Annotated in this window: 18 protein-coding genes; 8 read left to right on the top strand and 10 right to left on the bottom strand. The window is 60.0% G+C overall.

Annotated features, from left to right (window positions below; translation table 11 throughout):
• Positions 1-45: 45 nt before the first annotated feature.
• Together gdhA and CMQ96_RS20500 are read right to left on the bottom strand one after the other, a co-directional pair.
• Complete coding sequence (gene gdhA / locus CMQ96_RS20490; RefSeq protein WP_004138255.1) at positions 46-1,389, bottom strand: NADP-specific glutamate dehydrogenase; 1,344 nt, start codon at positions 1,387-1,389, stop codon at positions 46-48.
• 182 nt (positions 1,390-1,571) lie between these two features.
• On the bottom strand, positions 1,572-1,982 hold the full coding sequence (locus tag CMQ96_RS20500) for a pyrimidine (deoxy)nucleoside triphosphate diphosphatase (protein WP_049131842.1): 411 nt from the start codon (positions 1,980-1,982) through the stop codon (positions 1,572-1,574).
• Between the two features lie 86 nt (positions 1,983-2,068).
• Between CMQ96_RS20500 and CMQ96_RS20505 the strand changes: the two genes are divergently transcribed.
• Complete coding sequence (locus tag CMQ96_RS20505; protein ID WP_049087346.1) at positions 2,069-2,686, top strand: CDP-alcohol phosphatidyltransferase family protein; 618 nt, start codon at positions 2,069-2,071, stop codon at positions 2,684-2,686.
• A 143-nt stretch (positions 2,687-2,829) separates the two neighbouring features.
• Here the strand turns inward: CMQ96_RS20505 and CMQ96_RS20510 are convergent, their stop codons facing one another.
• The 8 genes from CMQ96_RS20510 to xthA all read right to left on the bottom strand — a co-directional run bounded on the left by CMQ96_RS20510 (position 2,830) and on the right by xthA (position 10,413).
• The gene (locus tag CMQ96_RS20510; protein WP_098067294.1) at positions 2,830-4,137 is read right to left on the bottom strand and encodes a sulfurtransferase; all 1,308 of its coding nucleotides are present in this window, start codon (positions 4,135-4,137) and stop codon (positions 2,830-2,832) included.
• A 78-nt stretch (positions 4,138-4,215) separates the two neighbouring features.
• On the bottom strand, positions 4,216-4,848 hold the full coding sequence (locus CMQ96_RS20515; RefSeq protein WP_049087347.1) for an ATP-binding cassette domain-containing protein: 633 nt from the start codon (positions 4,846-4,848) through the stop codon (positions 4,216-4,218).
• On the bottom strand, positions 4,848-6,383 hold the full coding sequence (locus CMQ96_RS20520) for an ABC transporter permease subunit (protein WP_098067270.1): 1,536 nt from the start codon (positions 6,381-6,383) through the stop codon (positions 4,848-4,850). Before CMQ96_RS20520 ends, CMQ96_RS20515 begins: the two co-directional genes overlap by 1 nt.
• Positions 6,356-7,516: an ABC transporter substrate-binding protein gene (locus CMQ96_RS20525; RefSeq protein ID WP_098067271.1), complete on the bottom strand. Its 1,161-nt coding sequence runs from the start codon at positions 7,514-7,516 to the stop codon at positions 6,356-6,358. Before CMQ96_RS20525 ends, CMQ96_RS20520 begins: the two co-directional genes overlap by 28 nt.
• A gap of 9 nt (positions 7,517-7,525) precedes the next feature.
• Complete coding sequence (locus CMQ96_RS20530; protein WP_004138231.1) at positions 7,526-8,077, bottom strand: carboxymuconolactone decarboxylase family protein; 552 nt, start codon at positions 8,075-8,077, stop codon at positions 7,526-7,528.
• Positions 8,074-8,772, bottom strand: a complete 699-nt coding sequence (locus CMQ96_RS20535; RefSeq protein WP_004138228.1) for a TVP38/TMEM64 family protein — start codon at positions 8,770-8,772, stop codon at positions 8,074-8,076. The genes CMQ96_RS20530 and CMQ96_RS20535 overlap by 4 nt, the downstream gene beginning before the upstream one ends.
• Positions 8,762-9,415 carry a TVP38/TMEM64 family protein gene (locus CMQ96_RS20540; RefSeq protein ID WP_024359450.1) on the bottom strand — a complete coding sequence of 218 codons (654 nt, stop codon included), beginning with the start codon at positions 9,413-9,415 and terminating at the stop codon, positions 8,762-8,764. The genes CMQ96_RS20535 and CMQ96_RS20540 overlap by 11 nt, the downstream gene beginning before the upstream one ends.
• Before the next feature lie 191 nt (positions 9,416-9,606).
• A complete protein-coding gene (gene xthA / locus CMQ96_RS20545; RefSeq protein ID WP_024359449.1) occupies positions 9,607-10,413 on the bottom strand; it encodes an exodeoxyribonuclease III in 807 nt (268 codons plus the stop codon).
• Positions 10,414-10,857: 444 nt separating this feature from the next.
• Here xthA and CMQ96_RS20550 point away from each other — a divergent pair, with 444 nt between their 5' ends.
• The 7 genes from CMQ96_RS20550 (at position 10,858) to CMQ96_RS20585 (ending at position 18,467) form a co-directional block, all read left to right on the top strand.
• Positions 10,858-12,078, top strand: coding sequence for an aspartate aminotransferase family protein (locus CMQ96_RS20550; protein ID WP_049086182.1), 1,221 nt, complete (start codon positions 10,858-10,860; stop codon positions 12,076-12,078).
• Positions 12,075-13,109, top strand: coding sequence for an arginine N-succinyltransferase (astA, locus tag CMQ96_RS20555; protein WP_024359447.1), 1,035 nt, complete (start codon positions 12,075-12,077; stop codon positions 13,107-13,109). Before CMQ96_RS20550 ends, astA begins: the two co-directional genes overlap by 4 nt.
• Positions 13,106-14,584 carry a succinylglutamate-semialdehyde dehydrogenase gene (gene astD, locus CMQ96_RS20560; protein ID WP_049131825.1) on the top strand — a complete coding sequence of 493 codons (1,479 nt, stop codon included), beginning with the start codon at positions 13,106-13,108 and terminating at the stop codon, positions 14,582-14,584. Before astA ends, astD begins: the two co-directional genes overlap by 4 nt.
• On the top strand, positions 14,581-15,906 hold the full coding sequence (gene astB, locus CMQ96_RS20565; protein WP_098067272.1) for an N-succinylarginine dihydrolase: 1,326 nt from the start codon (positions 14,581-14,583) through the stop codon (positions 15,904-15,906). Before astD ends, astB begins: the two co-directional genes overlap by 4 nt.
• Positions 15,907-15,918: 12 nt before the next feature.
• Positions 15,919-16,884, top strand: a complete 966-nt coding sequence (astE, locus tag CMQ96_RS20570) for a succinylglutamate desuccinylase (RefSeq protein ID WP_064342497.1) — start codon at positions 15,919-15,921, stop codon at positions 16,882-16,884.
• A gap of 349 nt (positions 16,885-17,233) precedes the next feature.
• Positions 17,234-17,716, top strand: a complete 483-nt coding sequence (gene spy, locus CMQ96_RS20580) for an ATP-independent periplasmic protein-refolding chaperone Spy (RefSeq protein ID WP_004138219.1) — start codon at positions 17,234-17,236, stop codon at positions 17,714-17,716.
• 208 nt (positions 17,717-17,924) lie between these two features.
• A complete protein-coding gene (locus CMQ96_RS20585) occupies positions 17,925-18,467 on the top strand; it encodes a LemA family protein (protein ID WP_004138218.1) in 543 nt (180 codons plus the stop codon).
• Positions 18,468-18,470: the final 3 nt, after the last annotated feature.

Here is an 18,470-nt window from a genome sequence, read left to right on the forward strand (position 1 = left end):
CTCGATATCATCCGAACTTGCGCCAGGTTCGAAGAAATATCCGTCTTAAATCACGCCCTGCGCCAGCATCGCGTCGGCGACCTTCACGAAACCGGCGATGTTCGCGCCGCGTACGTAGTTGGTCTGCTTCGCTTCGCCGCCGTACTCAACGCAGGCGTGGTGGATATCCAGCATGATGTGGTGCAGACGAGCGTCCACTTTCTCCGCTTTCCAGCCCATGCGCGCGGCGTTCTGCGCCATTTCCAGGCCCGAGGTGGCTACGCCGCCGGCGTTTGCCGCTTTACCCGGCGCAAAAAGCACGCCCGCTTCGAGGAACAGATCGGTCGCTGCGATAGTAGTTGGCATATTGGCGCCTTCGGCGACGGCCTTCACGCCGTTGGCGATAAGCTGACGGGCAGCGTCGACGTCCAGCTCGTTTTGCGTGGCGCACGGCAGCGCGATATCCACCGGCACGGACCACGGCTGTTTGCCTTCAAGATAGGTCAGGCCGAACTCGCGCGCGTAATCCGCCACGCGGCCGTGACTGCGCTCTTTAATGTCGATCAGGCGCGCCAGTTTTTCTTTGGTGAAGCCGGCTTCGTCAACCACGGTACCGTTTGAGTCGGAAGCCGTAATCACCCGCGCGCCGAGCTCCATGGCTTTTTCAATCGCGTACTGCGCCACGTTGCCCGAGCCGGACACCGCGACGCGAGCCCCTTCAAAGCCTAAACCGTGGCGCTTAAGCATCGCTTCGGTGAAGTAAATCAGACCGTAACCGGTGGCTTCCGGACGAATCAGGCTGCCGCCGAAGGAGAGGCCTTTGCCGGTGAATACGCAGGCGCTGTTGTTGGAGAGCTTACGCATCATCCCGGCCATAAAGCCCACTTCACGCCCGCCCACGCCGATATCACCGGCCGGCACGTCGGTATCCGGTCCGAGGTGGCGATACAGTTCGGTCATCAGCGCCTGGCAGAAACGCATCACTTCGCCATCGCTTTTGCCTTTAGGATCGAAGTCGCTGCCGCCTTTACCGCCGCCCATTGGCAGGGTGGTCAGGGCGTTTTTGAAGGTTTGTTCAAAACCGAGGAATTTCAGAATCGACAGGTTTACGGAGGGGTGGAAACGCATACCGCCCTTATAAGGGCCGATGGCGGAGTTGAACTGCACGCGCCAGGCGCGGTTAACCTGAACCTGATTGCGGTCATCAACCCAAACGACGCGGAACTGGATAGCACGCTCCGGTTCAACCAGACGTTCCAGCAAATTCATCTGACGATAGCGCGGATTTTCCTCAAGAAATGGCCACAGGGTGGTCATCACCTCGCGGACCGCCTGAGCAAATTCAGTTTGATTTGGATCGCGCTGTTGAACGCGGGCGAGAAAACCTTCCAGAGTGCACGTCTGATCCATAGATATAAGTTCCCCTTATGGTTGTGGTTGCGTCTATTTATTATGATTCGGCCCTTGAAAAAGCCGATTTTCCGACTATACCATCGGAAATCGTTAGTTAAGCAAGGAAAAATTGTTCAGAAAGCAAAATTTATAATCAGGCGGTGCTCATAATCAAAAGCGATGACTGCCGCCAGACAAAATTAGCGGGAAGGGAGAGCGGCGCGCCGGGCGATAAAGGCTTCGAGCAGGGGAATATCGGCTGGCGCAAGGTTGAAAGTAAACGCCTCCTGGGGTGAACACCAGCGCAGCTGGCTGTGGTAGCGGGCGATGGGTTCGCCGTGAAAATGTGGAACCCACCAGGCGTGAAGATGAATCAGGCGGGCGGACACTTCGCGCAGGTGGCTGGCGATGTAGCATTCCGGCCGGGCGTCGATCGCCAGCTCCTCCTGCAGCTCACGCGCCAGCGCCTGGGCCTGGGTTTCGCCAGGTTCGACTTTTCCGCCGGCAAACTCCCACATTCCCGGCTGATCCGCGTGGGGCGGCCGCTGCGCCAGCAGAATGTGCCCATCGCGTTCGATAATGGCGGCAACAACATCAAGGGTTTTTAGCATGTGAATCATCGTTCTGTACGGGATAATGGCCTATTATCACCGTCCTTGTCCCCATCAAACAACCCTGAATCCGCTGGAGAGACTTTGTGCTTGACCGTCATTTGCATCCTCGTCTAAAACCTGTCCTCAACGCCGCCGCCGCCCTGCTGGATCGTCCGGCTATTTCCCCCGACGGCCTGACGCTATTTGGCTTTGCGATTGGCGTGCTGGCGCTGCCGTTTTTAGCCCTGGGCTGGTATCAGGCGGCCCTGGCGGCGATTGTGCTCAATCGCCTGCTGGACGGCTTAGACGGCGCGCTGGCCCGGCGACGCGGATTGACCGATGCGGGCGGTTTTCTCGATATTTCGCTCGATTTCCTGTTTTACGCCCTGGTGCCGTTTGGTTTTATTCTAGCCGATCCGGCCCACAACGCGCTGGCGGGCGGTTGGCTGCTGTTCGCTTTTATCGGCACCGGCAGCAGCTTTCTTGCCTTTGCCGCGCTGGCGGCAAAGCATCAGATCGATAACCCGGGCTACGCCCACAAATCGTTTTATTACCTTGGCGGGCTGACGGAAGGGACGGAAACTATTGCGCTGTTTGTGCTGAGCTGTCTGTTCCCGGCGTGCTTTGCGTGGCTGGCGTGGATGTTTGGCGCGCTGTGCTGGCTGACGACCTTTACACGGGTGTGGAGCGGATACCTGACACTGAAGCAGGTCAGAGATTGATGAGCCGGTTTTTCCCGGCTCGCGCTGCGCTTAGCCGGGCTACGGGGTCACAGCCGTCTGCGGAACGCGGTAGCCCGCGCGCCGCCTCCGGGAAACGCGCCGGGCCTGATGCTTCCACGTAGCGCATGTTGCCAATTAGCGAATTACTTGCTGCTCTCCGGGCCGCGTTCTCCACGAGAGACCGGGTTTTTCGGGTTGCTGCTCCACTCGTACCAGCCGCCGTCGTAGACCGAGACGTTGTTCCAGCCCATCGCCCGGGCGTACATAAAGGTTTCTGAAGCGCGCCAGCCGGTACCGCAGTAGAAAGCGACCTGCTGGCTCGGCAGAATATTCCATGATTTCCACATCGTGGCGATATCATCTGCGCTGCGCATGGTGCCGTCCGGATTATGGAAATCTTCCATATGGGTGGAGTCGCTTCCGGCATGGCCCCAGCGGGCGCCGGCAATTTCCCCCATCGGCTTGATATAGCTGTAGCCGCTGGTGGTGCCGATAAACTCCGGCCAGGAACGAATGCTCACCAGCGAGGCGTCCTGACGGTGCAGCAGGGCGCGAGCCTGCTCGGTATTGAGCATCAGCTGCGGCTGGCCCGGGATCGCCGCGCCGAACTCCGGCTCGGGTTTTTGCTTCGGCGGCGTTCCGCGCTCGACCGGCAGTCCGGCGTCGGACCAGGTTTTCCAGCCGCCGTCGAGCAGGCGCACATCCTTCACTCCGGCGTAAAGCATGATCTGCGCCACGCGGGCGGCGGCATACACGTCGCGACCGTACAAAATCACCGTGGTATCGTGGCGAATACCGTGTTTTGCCAGCATCGCTTTAAGCTGCGCGTCGGAGACTTTATTCCACAGCGGCTCGCTCTCCACCTCGTTGGTATTGATATACCCGGCGCCCGGAATATGGCTCAGCAGATACAGCTTCGGCGCGCCCCAGGCGGCTTCAAACACTTTCCATTTCCCGGCAGGGGCGGCGGCCACCGCTTTACCTTGCTGAAGATCGTGCAACCACTGCGGATACACCAGCTGCTCAAAATGCGGCAGCTTCTGCAGGCGCTCCGCCTGGCTCAGGGCATCGCCAAGCGAGCTGAGATGAGTGAAACCTGCGGCCTTAAGGCGCGCCGCGACTTTCGCGTTGTCGTCGGCGTCGCCGTACAGCGCAATCGGCGTTGAGGCCTGCAGATTATGCAGCTTAGCCCAGGCGCCCAGCTGTTCGTCGGTCATCGCGCCAAGCCAGCCGGCGGCGAGGTTGAGCGCCTGCGGTTCATGGCCCTGAGGGCCGTTGGCGCCTTGCGGCCAACCGTTATAGAAAGCGCTAAGACGCGTATCAATGGCGACGCCGTTGTGCTGTTGCAGCGTGGAGAGCGTTAGCGTCGGCATGGCGTCAGCGGCGGAGGTGGCAGCGGCAGCAAGCCCCATCAGCAGGGCGAGTGCGGTCAGTTGAGAAACACGTTTCATCGAAATGCCCGGCAGTAGAAAATTGAGCGGCAATTCTCCGCGTTATTAGCGGATAATTCTTTGCGATAGCGCAGGCTTTCATTGCCAGAGCCTCATATGCAAGCAGCGTCCTCCGACGGGCGTATCCTGGTCATCATGCGTGACCAGCACCGCGGGGATCGCCTGCCGCGCCAGTTCGTTGAACACCCAGCGGCGAAAATCGGCGCGCAGCGCCACGTCGAGACGATTAAACGGCTCATCCAGCAGCAGCGCCCGCGGCCGGGCCAGCAGGGCGCGCAGCAGGCTGACTCGCGCCCGCTGGCCGCCGGAAAGGGTTGCCGGATCTCGCCTGTAGAACCCCGCTAACCCGGCACGCTCCAGCGCCTGTTCTACCCGGGGTTTACGCTGGGAACGCTGGACGTCAGCGGGCAGCGCCAGCAGCAGATTTTGCCCGACGCTGAAGTGGTCGAACAGCAGCGCGTCCTGCAACAGAATGCCGATGCGCCGCCGCTCGGTGGGTAAACTGTCGCAGCGCTGGTTATCCAGCCACAGCTCGCCGGCGGCGCAGAAACTCTCTTCCAGCGCACCGACCATCCAGGAGAAGAGCGTTGATTTGCCGCTACCGGATGGCCCCATCAGGGTCAGGACCTCGCCGGGAGCAACGGAAAAATCGACGTTGCGCAGCAGCGGCTCTCCGTTGAGGCGCAGGGTGAGGTTTTTGACGATCAACATTAGCGTAATCCTTGTCGATAGCGGCCGATCAGCCAGGCCAGCAGCGCGGTGGCGGCAAAAAACAGCGCCGGTAACAGCAGCTGCCACAGCGCCTGCGCGGCGAGGGTGGAGGTATCGCCGCCGCTGCTCAGCGCCACCGCTTCGCTGGTCAGGGTCGCAACCCGTCCGCCTCCCAGCCATAACGTCGGCAGATATTGCGCGATGCTTACCGAAAAGCCCACCGCCAGCGCCGTCAGCAGCGGACGGGTCAGGGCTGGTAAGGTGACCAGCCAGAAGATGCGGCCTCGTTGCCAGCCGAGGGTGCGGGCGACCAGCTCCGCGCGCGGATCGCGAGCGCGCCACGCGGGACGCAGAATAAACAGCATCCACGGTACGACCCACAGCAGATGCCCCCATAAAACGGTGAGCCGCTCGCCGTCCAGCCACGTATACAGCGCCAGCTGATATTGGCCGTCCACCAGCGGCAGCGCCGGTAAAATCAGCGGCAGCCAGATCCATTCGCCGAAGCGGGAGGGGCCCAGCGCCAGCCATAGCAGACAGATGACCGCGCCGATCGCTGCTGAGCATAGCCCAAACCACAGGCTGTTGCCGACGCTATCGTGGACCGGCTGGCTATTCTGCGCCGCCGCGGCAAGCAGCAGGGCGCAGGCCACCCCGCACAGCGGCAGAAGAAGGGCGAAGCTTTTCCCGGCGAGCGCCCGCGGCTGCGGGCGACGGATCCCCTCAACCGGCGGGATCCGTCGTCGCCAGAGACGCCAGACTCCCCATGCCGCCAGCGCCATCATGGCGAGGGCCAGCAGCAGTATCAGACTGGCGAGGGCGCCTTTCGCCTGCTGGCGCTCATCGCCCTGGCTTAACCATTGCCAGGCCAGCACCGCCAGGGTCGGCGGGTTGCCGGGCCCGATCACCAGCGCGACGTCGACCGCCGAAAGGCTCCAGGCGGCAGTCGCCAGCAGCACTACCGACAGCGCCGGAAGCAGGGTGGGTAACACCAACCACGTCAGGCACTGCCAGCGTCCGTAGCCGAGGCTTTTTAATACCGTTGCCTGTTCGGCCAGGCGTTTTTCACCCAGCAGACCGTAAACCACCCACAGCAGGAACGCGCTCTCTTTCATCGCCATAGTCAGGCCCAGGCCGATGCCGTAGCGGTCGATCGGCGGGGAAAAGAGTGGGAAAAGGCGAGAGAGCCAGCCGCTTTCGGCAAACAGCAGCAGAGCGGCGGTAGCGAAGGCCACGTGGGGCACCGCCAGCAGCAGCGGAAGCCTGGCCGCCAGCCGTCGCCAGCCGCCCGACGGCCAGAGCGCGGCCACGACGGTAAGCGTGATTATCAGCGCGCCGCCCACCGACAGCAGGGTTGAGACGAGAGTCGCCGCCAGCGCCTGGCCAAACTGCGGGTCGGCAAATAGCGATTGCCAGAGGGAGAGGCGAAGAGCCGGAAGCGCCATCAGCGCCGCGGCCGGCAGCAGCGGCAGATAGATCAGCGCGACGGCGGCCCAGGTCAGCAGCCTTAGTGCGTGCCGTAGCGGCGCAGCCATTCCTGCTCCAGCGCGTCAACCCAGGCCGCGTGCGGTTCACCCAGCATCGGCGGTATATCCTGCGGCACAACGGCATTAAAGGCCTGCCGCTCCTTCTCCGTTAATTTCGCCGGATCCAGCACGCTGGGGTCGCCCCATACCGTCGGGTCGGCCTTGCGCAGCTGGGCCTGCGGCGAGAGCAGGAAATTAGCGACTACTTTCGCTCCCGCCGTCGCCCGGGCATTGGCCGGGATCGCCACAAAATGGACGTTGCCGAGCATCCCCTCGCTGAAGCCGAAGCCGTAGCTGTCTTTCGGCAGCTCGCCGCTGGCCGCTTTTTGCTGCGCGTGCAATGGATTAAAGGTGATGGAAAGCCTGAGGGTTCCACTCTTCAGCATGGCATCCATGCGGGCGGGCGAAGCCGGGAAGTCGCGGCCCTGTCGCCACAGCAGAGGGTGAAGCTGGTCAAGATAGCGCCACAGCGGCGCGGTCACGGCGGCGAAGGTGGCCTCCTCAGGCGCCTGGCGCAGGGCGTCGGGCTGCGGGGTCAGCGTCAGCAGCAGCTGTTCAATAAACGCGGTACCGGTAAAATCCGGCGGACGCGGATAGGTGACGCTGCCGGGATGCGCGGCGGCGAAAGCCAGCAGCGCCTGCGGATTTTGCGGCGCGTCGGGCGTTTGTGAACGACGGGCGATAAAGGTGAGCTGCGCGCCGCCCCACGGAGACTCCGCGCCGTCGGTCGGAAGGGAGAAATCCTCGCGCACCGGCTTTTGCGTATCGACGAAGCGCCAGTTAGGCAGGGTTTCCGCCCAGCGGGTTTGCAGCAGCCTGGCGTTTTTCAGGGTGCGGAAGTTTTCGCCGTTCACCCACAGCAGGTCGATGGAACCACCTTGACTGCGTCCGGCGCGGGCTTCGCTCTGGATGCGCTTGACCGCATCGGCGGCATCGGCAATATGCACGATGCGCAGGTCGATAGCGTAGTCGCGCTTCACCTCGTCGCTGACCCAGTCGAGATAGCGGTTAACCGCCGGGTCGCCGCCCCAGGCGTTGAACCACACCGTCTGGTCGCGGGCTTCTTGTTGCGTGGATTGCCATCCCGCGCTGGCGGCCAGCGGGGAGAGCAGCAGTAAAGCGAAGACCAACATACTGCGCATAACCGCTCCTTATGGTTTTGAATCGGTTGGGATCCGGCACAATCCCTGGGCGGGGATCGCCATGGCTGAATTAAAGCGCGCCGACAGGTTTTGTAAACCGATCAGCGCCGTGAGTTCGGTGAGCGCGCGGGCGTCAAACTGACCTGCCAGCCTGTCGCGCAGCGCGTCGTCGACCACCGGCGGCGTCATGCTGGCCGCTTCGGCATACTCCAGCGCCAGCCGCTCGCGTTCGCTGAATAACGCGCTGTCCCGCCATTCGGCGACCGCCAGTAGCTTATCGCTGCCGCCGCTGCGTTCCGCCAGCTTCATATTGGTGATATCAATGCAAAACTCGCATAAGCACAGCTGCGCGACGCGGGCGCTCACCAGCGAGCGCAGCACCGGATCGAGGGGCGAACGCTTGCGTTCCAGATAGCCGACGAACATCGACACCAGGTAAAACACCAGCGGAATACGCCCCCACCAGCGGATAGGGCTGAGCACCTCGCCGTAGTGGCGGCGATGCAGCCAGGCCTGCGGGCGAAGAATCAGCGGAATGGACTTCAGAGGGGGTAAACTCATCGTGAACGCCTCTTTTGTTGTTCAAGATAGAGCGCTTTCGCGACCGCCACCACAATGGCCAGCGCAAACAGGATCGATAAACCGGTGACCAGCCAGAAGGTGCCGCCGGTCAGCAGGCTGCCGGTCCACGAATAGACTATCGTCGCCGGCAGCTGGCCGAGGCCGGTGGCCAGCATAAAGTGGCGAAAGCGCATTGACGTCAGTCCGGCGGCGTAGCTCACCGGATCGAATGGCACGAAGGGCAGCAGGCGGCAGATTAATAGGGTGTGTTTGCCGTAGCGGGTAAAAAAGCCATCCATACTCTGCAATACGCTTTTGCCGGTGAGTTTTTCCACTGCGTCTCGGCCGAGCGCTCTGGCGATAAAAAAGCACAGCGCCGCCCCGGCCATGGCGCTTACCCACGACAGCGCGCCGCCCCAGAAAGCCCCGAACAGGGAGGCGTTGGCAAAGGTGATCAGAAAGGCGGGAAGCGGGGCGATAATCGCCTGCAGAATCATCAGCGCGAAGGAGACCAGCGCCGCCTGCGGGCCCCAGGAATCGATAAAACGCTCAACAGCCTGCTGATCGAGCGTAGCGAAGGCCGCGAGGCTGCGCTGCATAAACCCATGTACGCCGGGTATCAGCCACCATGCCAGCAAAAGCGCAAGCAGCGTAATGCCAATGGCTATCCGCGAGCGCGCGTGGCTATTTTTCATCGTTAGACAGTAACCGTGGCGTCGCGATCCGCCGATAGCGGGCATATCTTTTCGCCGCCTGAATCAGGGCAAATAAGGCCAGCCCCGCGAGCGTCAGCTTGAGCATAAACAGAGAGGTGATCCCGTCGCGAATAAGCTCACTGGCCAGCAGCGTGTAAATAAATATGCCGGGTAAGGTGGTGAGGGCGGAAATAAAGGTAAACGTCCAGAACGGAATCGCCGTCAGGCCATAGGCGTAATTCTGGATATTATAGGGAAACAGCGGGATGAGCCGGGTCAGAATTAAAAAATCGCTGCCGCTACGGGCGATACCGTGTTCAATAGTCTGAAATATCGCCGTCTGCCCGACGTATTTGATCAGCAGCTCGCGGCCCAGCCAGCGGGCGAACAGAAACGACAGGGAAGAGGCGAACGTCGCCGCCAGCAGCGACAGCAAGGTCCCCGCGAGCGGACCAAAAATGACGCCGCCGGCAATCACCAAAATAGAGCCCGGTATTAAAAACAGGGTGGCGACAATAAACAGCAGAATATAGAGCGTATAGCCGAAGGTGCCGCTCTGGCGGATGGCCTCGCGCAGACGATCAAAATGGGTAACCAGCTCGGCAAAACCCGACTGCTGAATAATACAGGCGACAATGCTCAATACGACGACAACAAAAAGCAGCTTATACTCTGCTTTATGACGGCTTCTTTTGCATTGGGTTCTCCTGTATTGCGCGGCGGTCAAAAGTGCGCGCGACAGTATAATAGTTTGCCGCCGTTCACAATCTCTGACGGCGGCTTTTTTGATATGGCTCAGGCTCTGCGGGCCAGAGAGCCTGATGGCGGGGCGGTTTAGGCCTTAAAGCTCGCCCATACCGGCGCGTGGTCGGAGGGTTTTTCCATTCCACGAATTTCGTAGTCGATGCCGGTTTCGACGCAGCGCTGCGCCAGCGGGGTGCTTGCCAGCAGCAGGTCGATGCGCAGCCCGCGGTTATCGTCAAAGCCCTTAGAACGATAATCGAACCACGAGAAATGCTCGTTATCCTGCGGGTTCGCATGGCGGTAAGTATCCACCAGGCCCCAGCCCAGCAGGCGCTCCATCCATTCGCGCTCTTCCGGCAGGAATGAGCATTTGCCGGTACGCAGCCAGCGCTTGCGGTTCTCTTCGCCGATGCCGATATCAAGGTCGGTGGGGCTGATATTCATGTCGCCCATGATCAGCACCGGATTCTCTTTATTCAGTTCGGTCTCGAGGTAGTTTTGCAGGTTCTGGTAAAACGCCGCCTTCGCCGGGAATTTGGTTTCATGATCGCGGCTTTCGCCCTGCGGGAAATAGCCGTTAATCACCGTCAGGTTGCCAAACGGAGAAGGGATTTCCGCCATAATGATGCGGCGCTGGGCCTCTTCCCCATCGTTCGGGAAACCGCGACGCACGGCGATCGGCGTCTCTTTGGTCAGCAGCGCGACACCGTAGTGGCCTTTCTGCCCGTGATAAAAGACGTTATAGCCCAGCTTCGCCACCTCTTCGAGGGGAAACATGTCGTCGTGGACTTTGGTTTCCTGTAGGCCGATGACGTCGGGCTGGTGTTTATCGATGATGGCGGCCAGCTGATGCGGGCGGGCACGCAGGCCGTTGATATTAAAAGAGACAAATTTCATAGTCGCTGCCACTGTGCAAGGTGAATAGTGCAGGGATGGTAGCAGAAATTCGCCGGGCTGGCTGCGGTAAGGCGGTTTATTCTGCCGATTGCAGCGGTTGGTAGCCTGTTTGCACAAACTGTGCACCATTATGGAACGCGCTGCGCCAAAAAAGGGCGCTTATTGCCGATAAATTTCGTCAAGGATCACAATTACAGAATTATATCTTACCTCTGCATAACCTTTCTTTTTATTCGACTGCCAAAGCCGCTTTTAGCGTTTTTATTCACTTTCTATGCATTTTATGTGAATAGTGGCCTTTCGTAACTTATTGATATTTCGTTATCGACCTCGATTTATGCATTTTTACCTCTGGCTGGCACGAACCGTGCAATCTACATTTACAGCGTAATAACCATATTCATTAACATTATTTAAACTTTTTATTTACCGGAAGAGGTCGATATGTCTCAGTCAATTACGCGTAGCAACTTTGATGAATGGATGATGCCTGTATACGCGCCAGCGGCTTTTATTCCGGTACGCGGCGAGGGTTCACGCCTGTGGGATCAGCAGGGAAAAGAGTATATCGACTTTGCGGGGGGCATAGCGGTGAACGCCCTCGGCCATGCGCACCCGCGGCTGGTTAAGGCGCTGACCGAACAGGCGGGGAAATTCTGGCATACCGGCAACGGCTACACCAACGAACCGGTACTGCGTCTGGCGAAGCAACTGATTGACGCCACTTTCGCTGACCGGGTCTTTTTCTGTAACTCGGGAGCGGAAGCCAACGAAGCAGCGCTAAAACTGGCGCGCAAATATGCCCACGATCGTTTCGGCAGTGAGAAAAGCGGCATCGTGGCGTTCAAGAATGCCTTCCACGGCCGCACGCTGTTTACCGTTTCCGCGGGCGGCCAGCCGGCCTATTCGCAGGATTTTGCGCCGCTGCCGCCGCAGATTCAGCATGCTATCTATAACGATCTCGACTCGGCAAAAGCGCTGATCGACGACAATACCTGCGCGGTGATCGTGGAACCGATGCAGGGTGAAGGCGGCGTGGTGCCTGCGGATGCGGACTTCCTGCGCGGCCTGCGCGAACTGTGCGATGCGCACAACGCGCTGCTGATTTTCGACGAAGTCCAGACCGGCGTCGGCCGTACCGGCGAGCTGTACGCCTATATGCACTACGGCGTGACGCCAGACCTGCTTTCCACCGCCAAAGCGCTGGGCGGCGGTTTCCCGATCGGCGCGCTGCTGGCAAGCGAGCGCTGCGCCAGCGTGATGACCGTCGGTACCCACGGCACCACCTACGGCGGTAACCCGCTGGCCTGCGCGGTGGCGGGGGAAGTGTTTGCCACCATCAACACCCGCGAGGTTCTCAACGGCGTTAAGCAGCGCCATCAGTGGTTCTGCGAACGGCTCAACGCGATCAACGCCCGGTACGGCCTATTTAAAGAGATCCGCGGCCTGGGGCTGCTCATTGGCTGCGTGCTGAAGGATGAATATGCTGGCAAGGCTAAGGCTATCAGCAATCAGGCGGCGGAAGAGGGACTGATGATTTTGATTGCCGGCGCCAACGTGGTGCGCTTCGCTCCGGCGCTGATTATCAGCGAAGACGAGGTCAACAGCGGGCTGGATCGCTTCGAGCTGGCCTGCAAACGCTTTCTCGCGGGGGTCTCATCATGATGGTGATCCGTCCGGTAGAAAAAGGCGATCTGCCGGGGCTACTGACCCTGGCGGGCGAGACCGGCGGCGGCCTGACGTCGCTGCCGGCCGATGAAGCCACGCTGGCCGCGCGCATTGAACGTTCGCAGATGACCTGGCGCGGCGAGCTGCCGAAAAGCGAGCAGGGGTATGTGTTCGTGCTTGAAGACTGCGCCAGCGGCGCGGTGGCGGGAATATGCGCCATTGAGGTGGCCGTGGGGCTTAACGACCCCTGGTACAACTATCGCGTTGGTACCCAGGTACACGCGTCGAAAGAGCTTAACGTCTACAACGCCCTGCCGACGCTGTTCCTGAGTAACGATCATACCGGCAGCAGCGAGCTATGCACGCTGTTCCTCGATCCGAAATGGCGTAAAGAGGGCAACGGCTATCTGCTGTCGAAGTCGCGCTTTCTGTTTATGGCCGCCTTTCGCGAACGTTTCAACGAAAAGGTGGTGGCGGAAATGCGCGGCGTCATTGACGAACACGGCTACTCGCCGTTCTGGGAGAGTCTCGGGAAACGCTTTTTCGCGATGGAGTTCTCCCGCGCCGACTATCTGTGCGGTACCGGGCAAAAAGCGTTTATCGCCGCCCTGATGCCGAAGCATCCGCTGTATATCGACTTTTTAAGCGACGAGGCGCGAGCGGTCATTGGCGAGGTCCATCCGCAAACCGCCCCGGCCCGCGCGGTGCTGGAGAAAGAGGGGTTCCGCTATCTCAACTACGTCGATATTTTTGACGGCGGCCCGACGCTGGAGTGCGAAATTGACCGGGTGCGGGCTATTCGCAAAAGCCGGCTGGTCACCGTCGCCGAAGGCCAGCCCGTCCAGGGCGAGTGGCCGGCGTGCCTGGTTGCCAATGAGCAGTACCAGCAGTTTCGCGCCATGCTCGTTCACGCCGACCCGGAGAGCGACCGCCTGGTGCTAAGCGCGCGCGAGCTGGATGCCCTGAAATGCCACCCCGGCGACCAAATCCGCCTGGTGCGCCTGTGCCCCGAGGAGAAAAAATCATGAGTTTATGGATTAACGGCGACTGGCAAAGCGGTCGCGGACCGGCCCGTAGTAAACATAACCCGGTAAGCCAGACGCTGCTGTGGCAGGGCAACGATGCCGATGCCGATCAGGTTGCGCTGGCGGTCAGCGCGGCGCGCGCGGCGTTTCCCGCCTGGGCGCGTCAGCCGTTTGCCGCCCGGAAAGCGATCGCGGAAAAGTTTGCTTCTTTACTGGAAGCGAACAAAAGCGAATTAACCGCGGTTATCGCCCGGGAGACCGGCAAACCGCGCTGGGAAGCGGCAACGGAAATTACCGCGATGATCAATAAAATCGCCATTTCGGTGAACGCTTACCATAGTCGTACCGGAGAAGCGCAGACCGCGATGGCGGACGGTGAGGCGACGCTACGCCACCGGCCGCACGGCGTGCTGGCGGTATTTGGTCCCTACAATTTTCCCGGGCACCTGCCTAACGGTCATATCGTTCCGGCGCTGCTGGCGGGGAATACCGTGGTATTCAAACCCAGCGAGCTGACGCCGCAAAGCGGCGAGGCGGTAGTGAAGCTATGGGCCGAAGCCGGCCTGCCGCCGGGCGTGCTTAACCTGCTCCAGGGCGGGCGGGAAACCGGCGAGGCGCTGAGCGGCCAGGCGGATATCGACGGCCTGCTGTTTACCGGCAGCTCTGCCACCGGTTTTCAGCTACATCGTCAGCTTGCCGGGCAGCCGGAAAAAATTCTCGCCCTCGAGATGGGCGGCAACAACCCGCTGATCGTTGATGATCCTCAGGATATTGATGCCGCCGTGCATCTGACAATTCAGTCGGCCTTTATTACCGCCGGACAGCGCTGTACCTGCGCGCGCCGGCTGCTGGTAAAACGGGGCGAGGCGGGCGATGCCTTTCTGCAACGTCTTGTGACGGTGTCACAAACGCTGATTCCCGCGGCTTGGGACGCTGAGCCTCAGCCGTTCATCGGTGGGTTAATTTCAGCGCAGGCCGCGCAAAAGGTGCATCAGGCCTGGCTGGCCCACGTGGCCAGCGGCGGCAAAACGCTGCTGGAGCCGCGCCTGCTGCAGGCCGGAACCTCGCTGCTGACGCCGGGCATTATCGAGATGAGCGCGGTGGCGCAGGTGGCTGACGAAGAGGTCTTCGGCCCGCTGCTCTGCGTCTGGCGCTATGACCATTTCGATGAGGCGATTGCCCTCGCTAACGCGACCCGTTTCGGACTGTCCTGCGGGCTGATCTCCGCCGAACGCGATAAGTTCGACCAGCTGCTGCTGGAGGCGCGGGCCGGTATCGTTAACTGGAATAAACCGTTGACCGGCGCCGCCAGCACCGCGCCGTTCGGCGGTACCGGCGCTTCCGGCAACCATCGCCCGGGGGCCTGGTACGCCGCGGACTATTGCGCCTGGCCGATGGCCAGCCTGGAATCGCCGGAGCTGTCGCTACCGGCTACCCTCAGCCCGGGGCTGAATTTTCGTCAGGAGACATCCCAATGAATGCCTGGGAAGTGAACTTTGACGGGCTGCCGGGCCTGACCCACCACTATGCGGGATTATCCTTCGGCAACGAAGCCTCGACAAAACACCGCTATCGGGTGTCGAACCCGCAGCTGGCGGCAAAGCAGGGGCTGAAGAAAATGAAAGCCCTGGCGGATGCGGGCTATCCGCAGGCGCTGATCCCGCCGCAGGAGCGGCCAAACATTCCGCTGTTGCGCCAGATTGGTTTTGACGGCAGCGATGAGCAGGTACTGGAAAAGGCGGCGCGCCAGGCGCCGGAGCTCCTCTCGGCGGCCAGTTCAGCCTCATCAATGTGGGTGGCCAACGCCGCTACGGTCTCGCCATCGGCGGATTCGCTGGACGGCCGGGTGCATCTGACCGTCGCCAACCTGAACGATAAATTCCACCGCGCCAGCGAAGCGCCGACCACTGAAGCGCTGCTGAAGGCGATTTTCCCCGATGCGCAGCGGTTTGCCGTCCACGGCGCGCTGCCCCAGGTATCGCTGTTCGGCGACGAAGGGGCGGCAAACCATAACCGTCTCGGCGGCGACTACGGCGCCCCTGGCGTGCAGCTGTTTATTTACGGTCGCCAGCAGGGAGGCGAGGATAACCCGCAGCGCTACCCGGCGCGGCAGACGCTGGAGGCCAGCCAGGCGGTCGCCCGGCTAAATCAGGTCAATCCCCGGCAGGTGATTTTCGCCCGTCAAAACCCGGCGGTGATTGATAAAGGCGTGTTTCATAACGATGTCATTGCGGTAAGTAATCAGCAGGTGCTGTTTTGTCACGAGCAGGCGTTTGTTGACCAGCCGCAGCTCCTGCAGCAGCTGGCGCAGCAGGTTCCCGGATTTACGCCGCTCGTCGTACCGGCAAGCCAGGTTTCGGTAGAAGACGCGGTGGCGACCTATCTGTTCAACAGTCAGCTGTTGAGCAAACGGGAGGGCGGGATGCGGCTGATTCTGCCGCTGGAGGCGCAGGAGCATCCGGGCGTCTGGCGCTACCTGAACCGGCTGGTGGAAGGCGATAACCCGATCGATGAGCTGCAGGTTTACGATCTGCGCGAAAGCATGGCCAACGGTGGCGGACCGGCCTGCCTGCGTCTGCGGGTGGTGCTGAATGAAAATGAGCGACGGGCGGTGAACCCGGCGGTAATGATGAACGATGCGCTGTTCGCCACCCTGAATGACTGGGTGGACCGCTACTACCGCGATCGTCTGACCCAGGCCGATCTCGCGGATCCGCAGCTGCTGCGCGAAGGCCGCGAAGCGCTCGACCGTTTAACGCAGATCTTGCGCCTGGGCTCAGTGTATCCGTTCCAGCAATAATAAGGAGGCGTCGTGGACGACTTTCTGGCACTCACTCTGGCGGGGCGTTTGCCCCACCATTTTCATGGCCAAAACGCGCAGTTCCGCTGGCACTGGATTGACTGCGGCATTCTGCAGCTCGTTCCCCATGAGCCCTGCGATCGGTCGCTGGTTTTGTCATCCGGGCTTCACGGCAATGAAACCGCGCCGGTCGAAATCACCGATCTCCTGCTGCGTCAGCTGTTTCGTGGGGAAACGCCGCTCCGCTGGCGGCTGCTGGTTATCTTCGGTAACCCTCAGGCGTTAAGGGCCAACAAGCGTTATCTGCATAGCGATATCAACCGGATGTTTGGCGAGCGCTGGCGGGCCTTTAGCGCCAGCGATGAAACCGTTCGCGCCCGGCAGCTGGAGCATGCCCTGGCGCGGTTTTATGCCGCGACGGCTGGCGAGCGCTGGCACCTGGATTTACATACCGCCATACGCGGTTCGCTGCATACCCGCTTTGGTGTTCTTCCGGCGAGAGAAAAACCATGGGATGAAGGTTTTTTGCGTTGGCTGGGGGCGGCAGGGCTGGAAGCGCTGGTGTTTCATCAGCAGCCTGGCGGGACCTTTACCCATTTCAGCAGCGAACGTTTCGGCGCGCTCTCCTGCACGCTGGAGCTCGGCAAGGCGCTACCTTTTGGCGATAACGATCTGCGCCTGTTTGTGGCCACCCAACGCGCGCTGTTGCTGCTGCTGGCGGGGGAGTTGACGCTGGAGGATGAGCACACGCCGCTGCGCTACAGGGTGGTACAGCAAATCACCCGCAGCAGCGACAGGTTCCAGCTGCATATGTCGGCGCAGACGCTGAACTTTACGCCGTTTTCGTCCGGAACGTTGCTTGCCGAGGATGGCGACACCCGCTACGTGGTGGAAGGGGAGCAAGAGTACGTTTTGTTTCCCAATCCCAGCGTCGCTTTCGGCCAGCGCGCCGGGCTGATGCTGCAGCGCTTCCAGTGAATCCGTCGCCCGTCCGGGCGGCGGCGTTTATTTCGGCGTTTATTTTTCCGCTGCCATCTTATTTTTTCGTGCTCTGTTCTTTGATTGCAGATTATTCCTGGTTAAATGCTTTGTTTTTAATCTCTGCTGATTTATAATCTTCATGATTTCCCACTAAAACAGTTGCTTATTTATTTTTTCTTGCACTTACCTCCTCATTTTCCTTATTTTCTCCATAATTGGCGAGAAATTGTTTTTTACACTTTCAATGTTTTACGCTTGCTCTGATTAATTGACGATAAACGTCGTAAAGTTAATCTCGTCAACACGGCAACGCGCCGTAAGAATAACGCAAAGTAAGGATTGAACGATGAAGAAGATTACAGCACTGTTTGTTGCCTCTACTCTGGCTCTGGGCGCGGCTAACCTGGCCCACGCGGCTGACGCTACGGCTACCCCAACCGATAACGCTCCGATGATGCATCATAAGCGCGGACCTGGCGGCCCACACGAAATGATGTTTAAAGGTCTGAACCTGACCGAGGCGCAGAAAACGCAAATCCGCGACATCATGAAGAGCCAGCGCGACAATATGAAACGTCCATCCCTGGATGAGCGCCGCGCGATGCATGAACTGGTAGCCAGCGATACCTTCGATAAGGCGAAAGCGGAAGCGCAGATTGATAAGATGGAGGCCCAGCATAAAGAGATGGCGCTGGCGCGTCTGGAAACCCAGAACAAGATTTACAACATCCTGACGCCGGAACAGAAAAAACAGTTCAATGCGAATTTTGAGAAGCATCTGACAGATCGTAAAGCGCCGGAAGGTAAAATGCCTGCACCAGCTGAATAACTCAGCGCGCTGACTTAAGACCGCCGGTCTTGCCCAATAACGCCAACAGGCTTTGGGCAGGGCCGGCGGTTTTTTCTTTGTCTGCTAAAAATCCATCGTGAAACCTGATTTACCCGGCAGGGGCGAATGTGCCAGTATGAATGCCTTAACGATCGCCACGGACTCAAGTGTCCTGGTGTAAAGCCTATTCTGCTCATGGATCTTGCATATGGAAATGTATATCGGCCTCGCCGTCCTCGTTGTCGTCCTCATCTGGGTCGTAATGACCTATAACCGCTTTATCTCCCTGCGACGTTTCAAAGACGAAGCCTGGAGCGGCATTGCCGTACAGCTTAAGCGTCGCCACGACCTGGCGCCGAATCTGCTGAGCCTGGTGAAACGCTACGCGCAGCATGAAAAAGAACTGCTGGAAGAGATTTCCCGCCAGCGTGGCGAACTGGTCGGCAGTACCCGACAGATCGCCGACAACGAGCGCCAGTACTCTGGCACGCTAGGGCGCGTTTTCGCGCTTGGCGAAGCGTACCCGGAACTTAAAGCCAGCGAAAACTACCTTGCCTTACAACAATCGCTCAATGAAATAGAAGAGCAGCTGCAGATGGCTCGCCGCTACTTCAATGGCACGGTGCGCGATTTCAATATTCTGGTCGAGTCTTTCCCTAGCCTGCTGCTGGCGCGGTTATTTAATTTTAAAGCAGAAGCTTTCTTTGAACTGGACTCACCGGAAGAAGCTAAATCACCACGGATGGCGTGATTA

Origin of the sequence: Klebsiella sp. MBT K-1, assembly GCF_002556465.1 — a bacterium.
GTDB lineage: Bacteria > Pseudomonadota > Gammaproteobacteria > Enterobacterales > Enterobacteriaceae > Klebsiella > Klebsiella grimontii.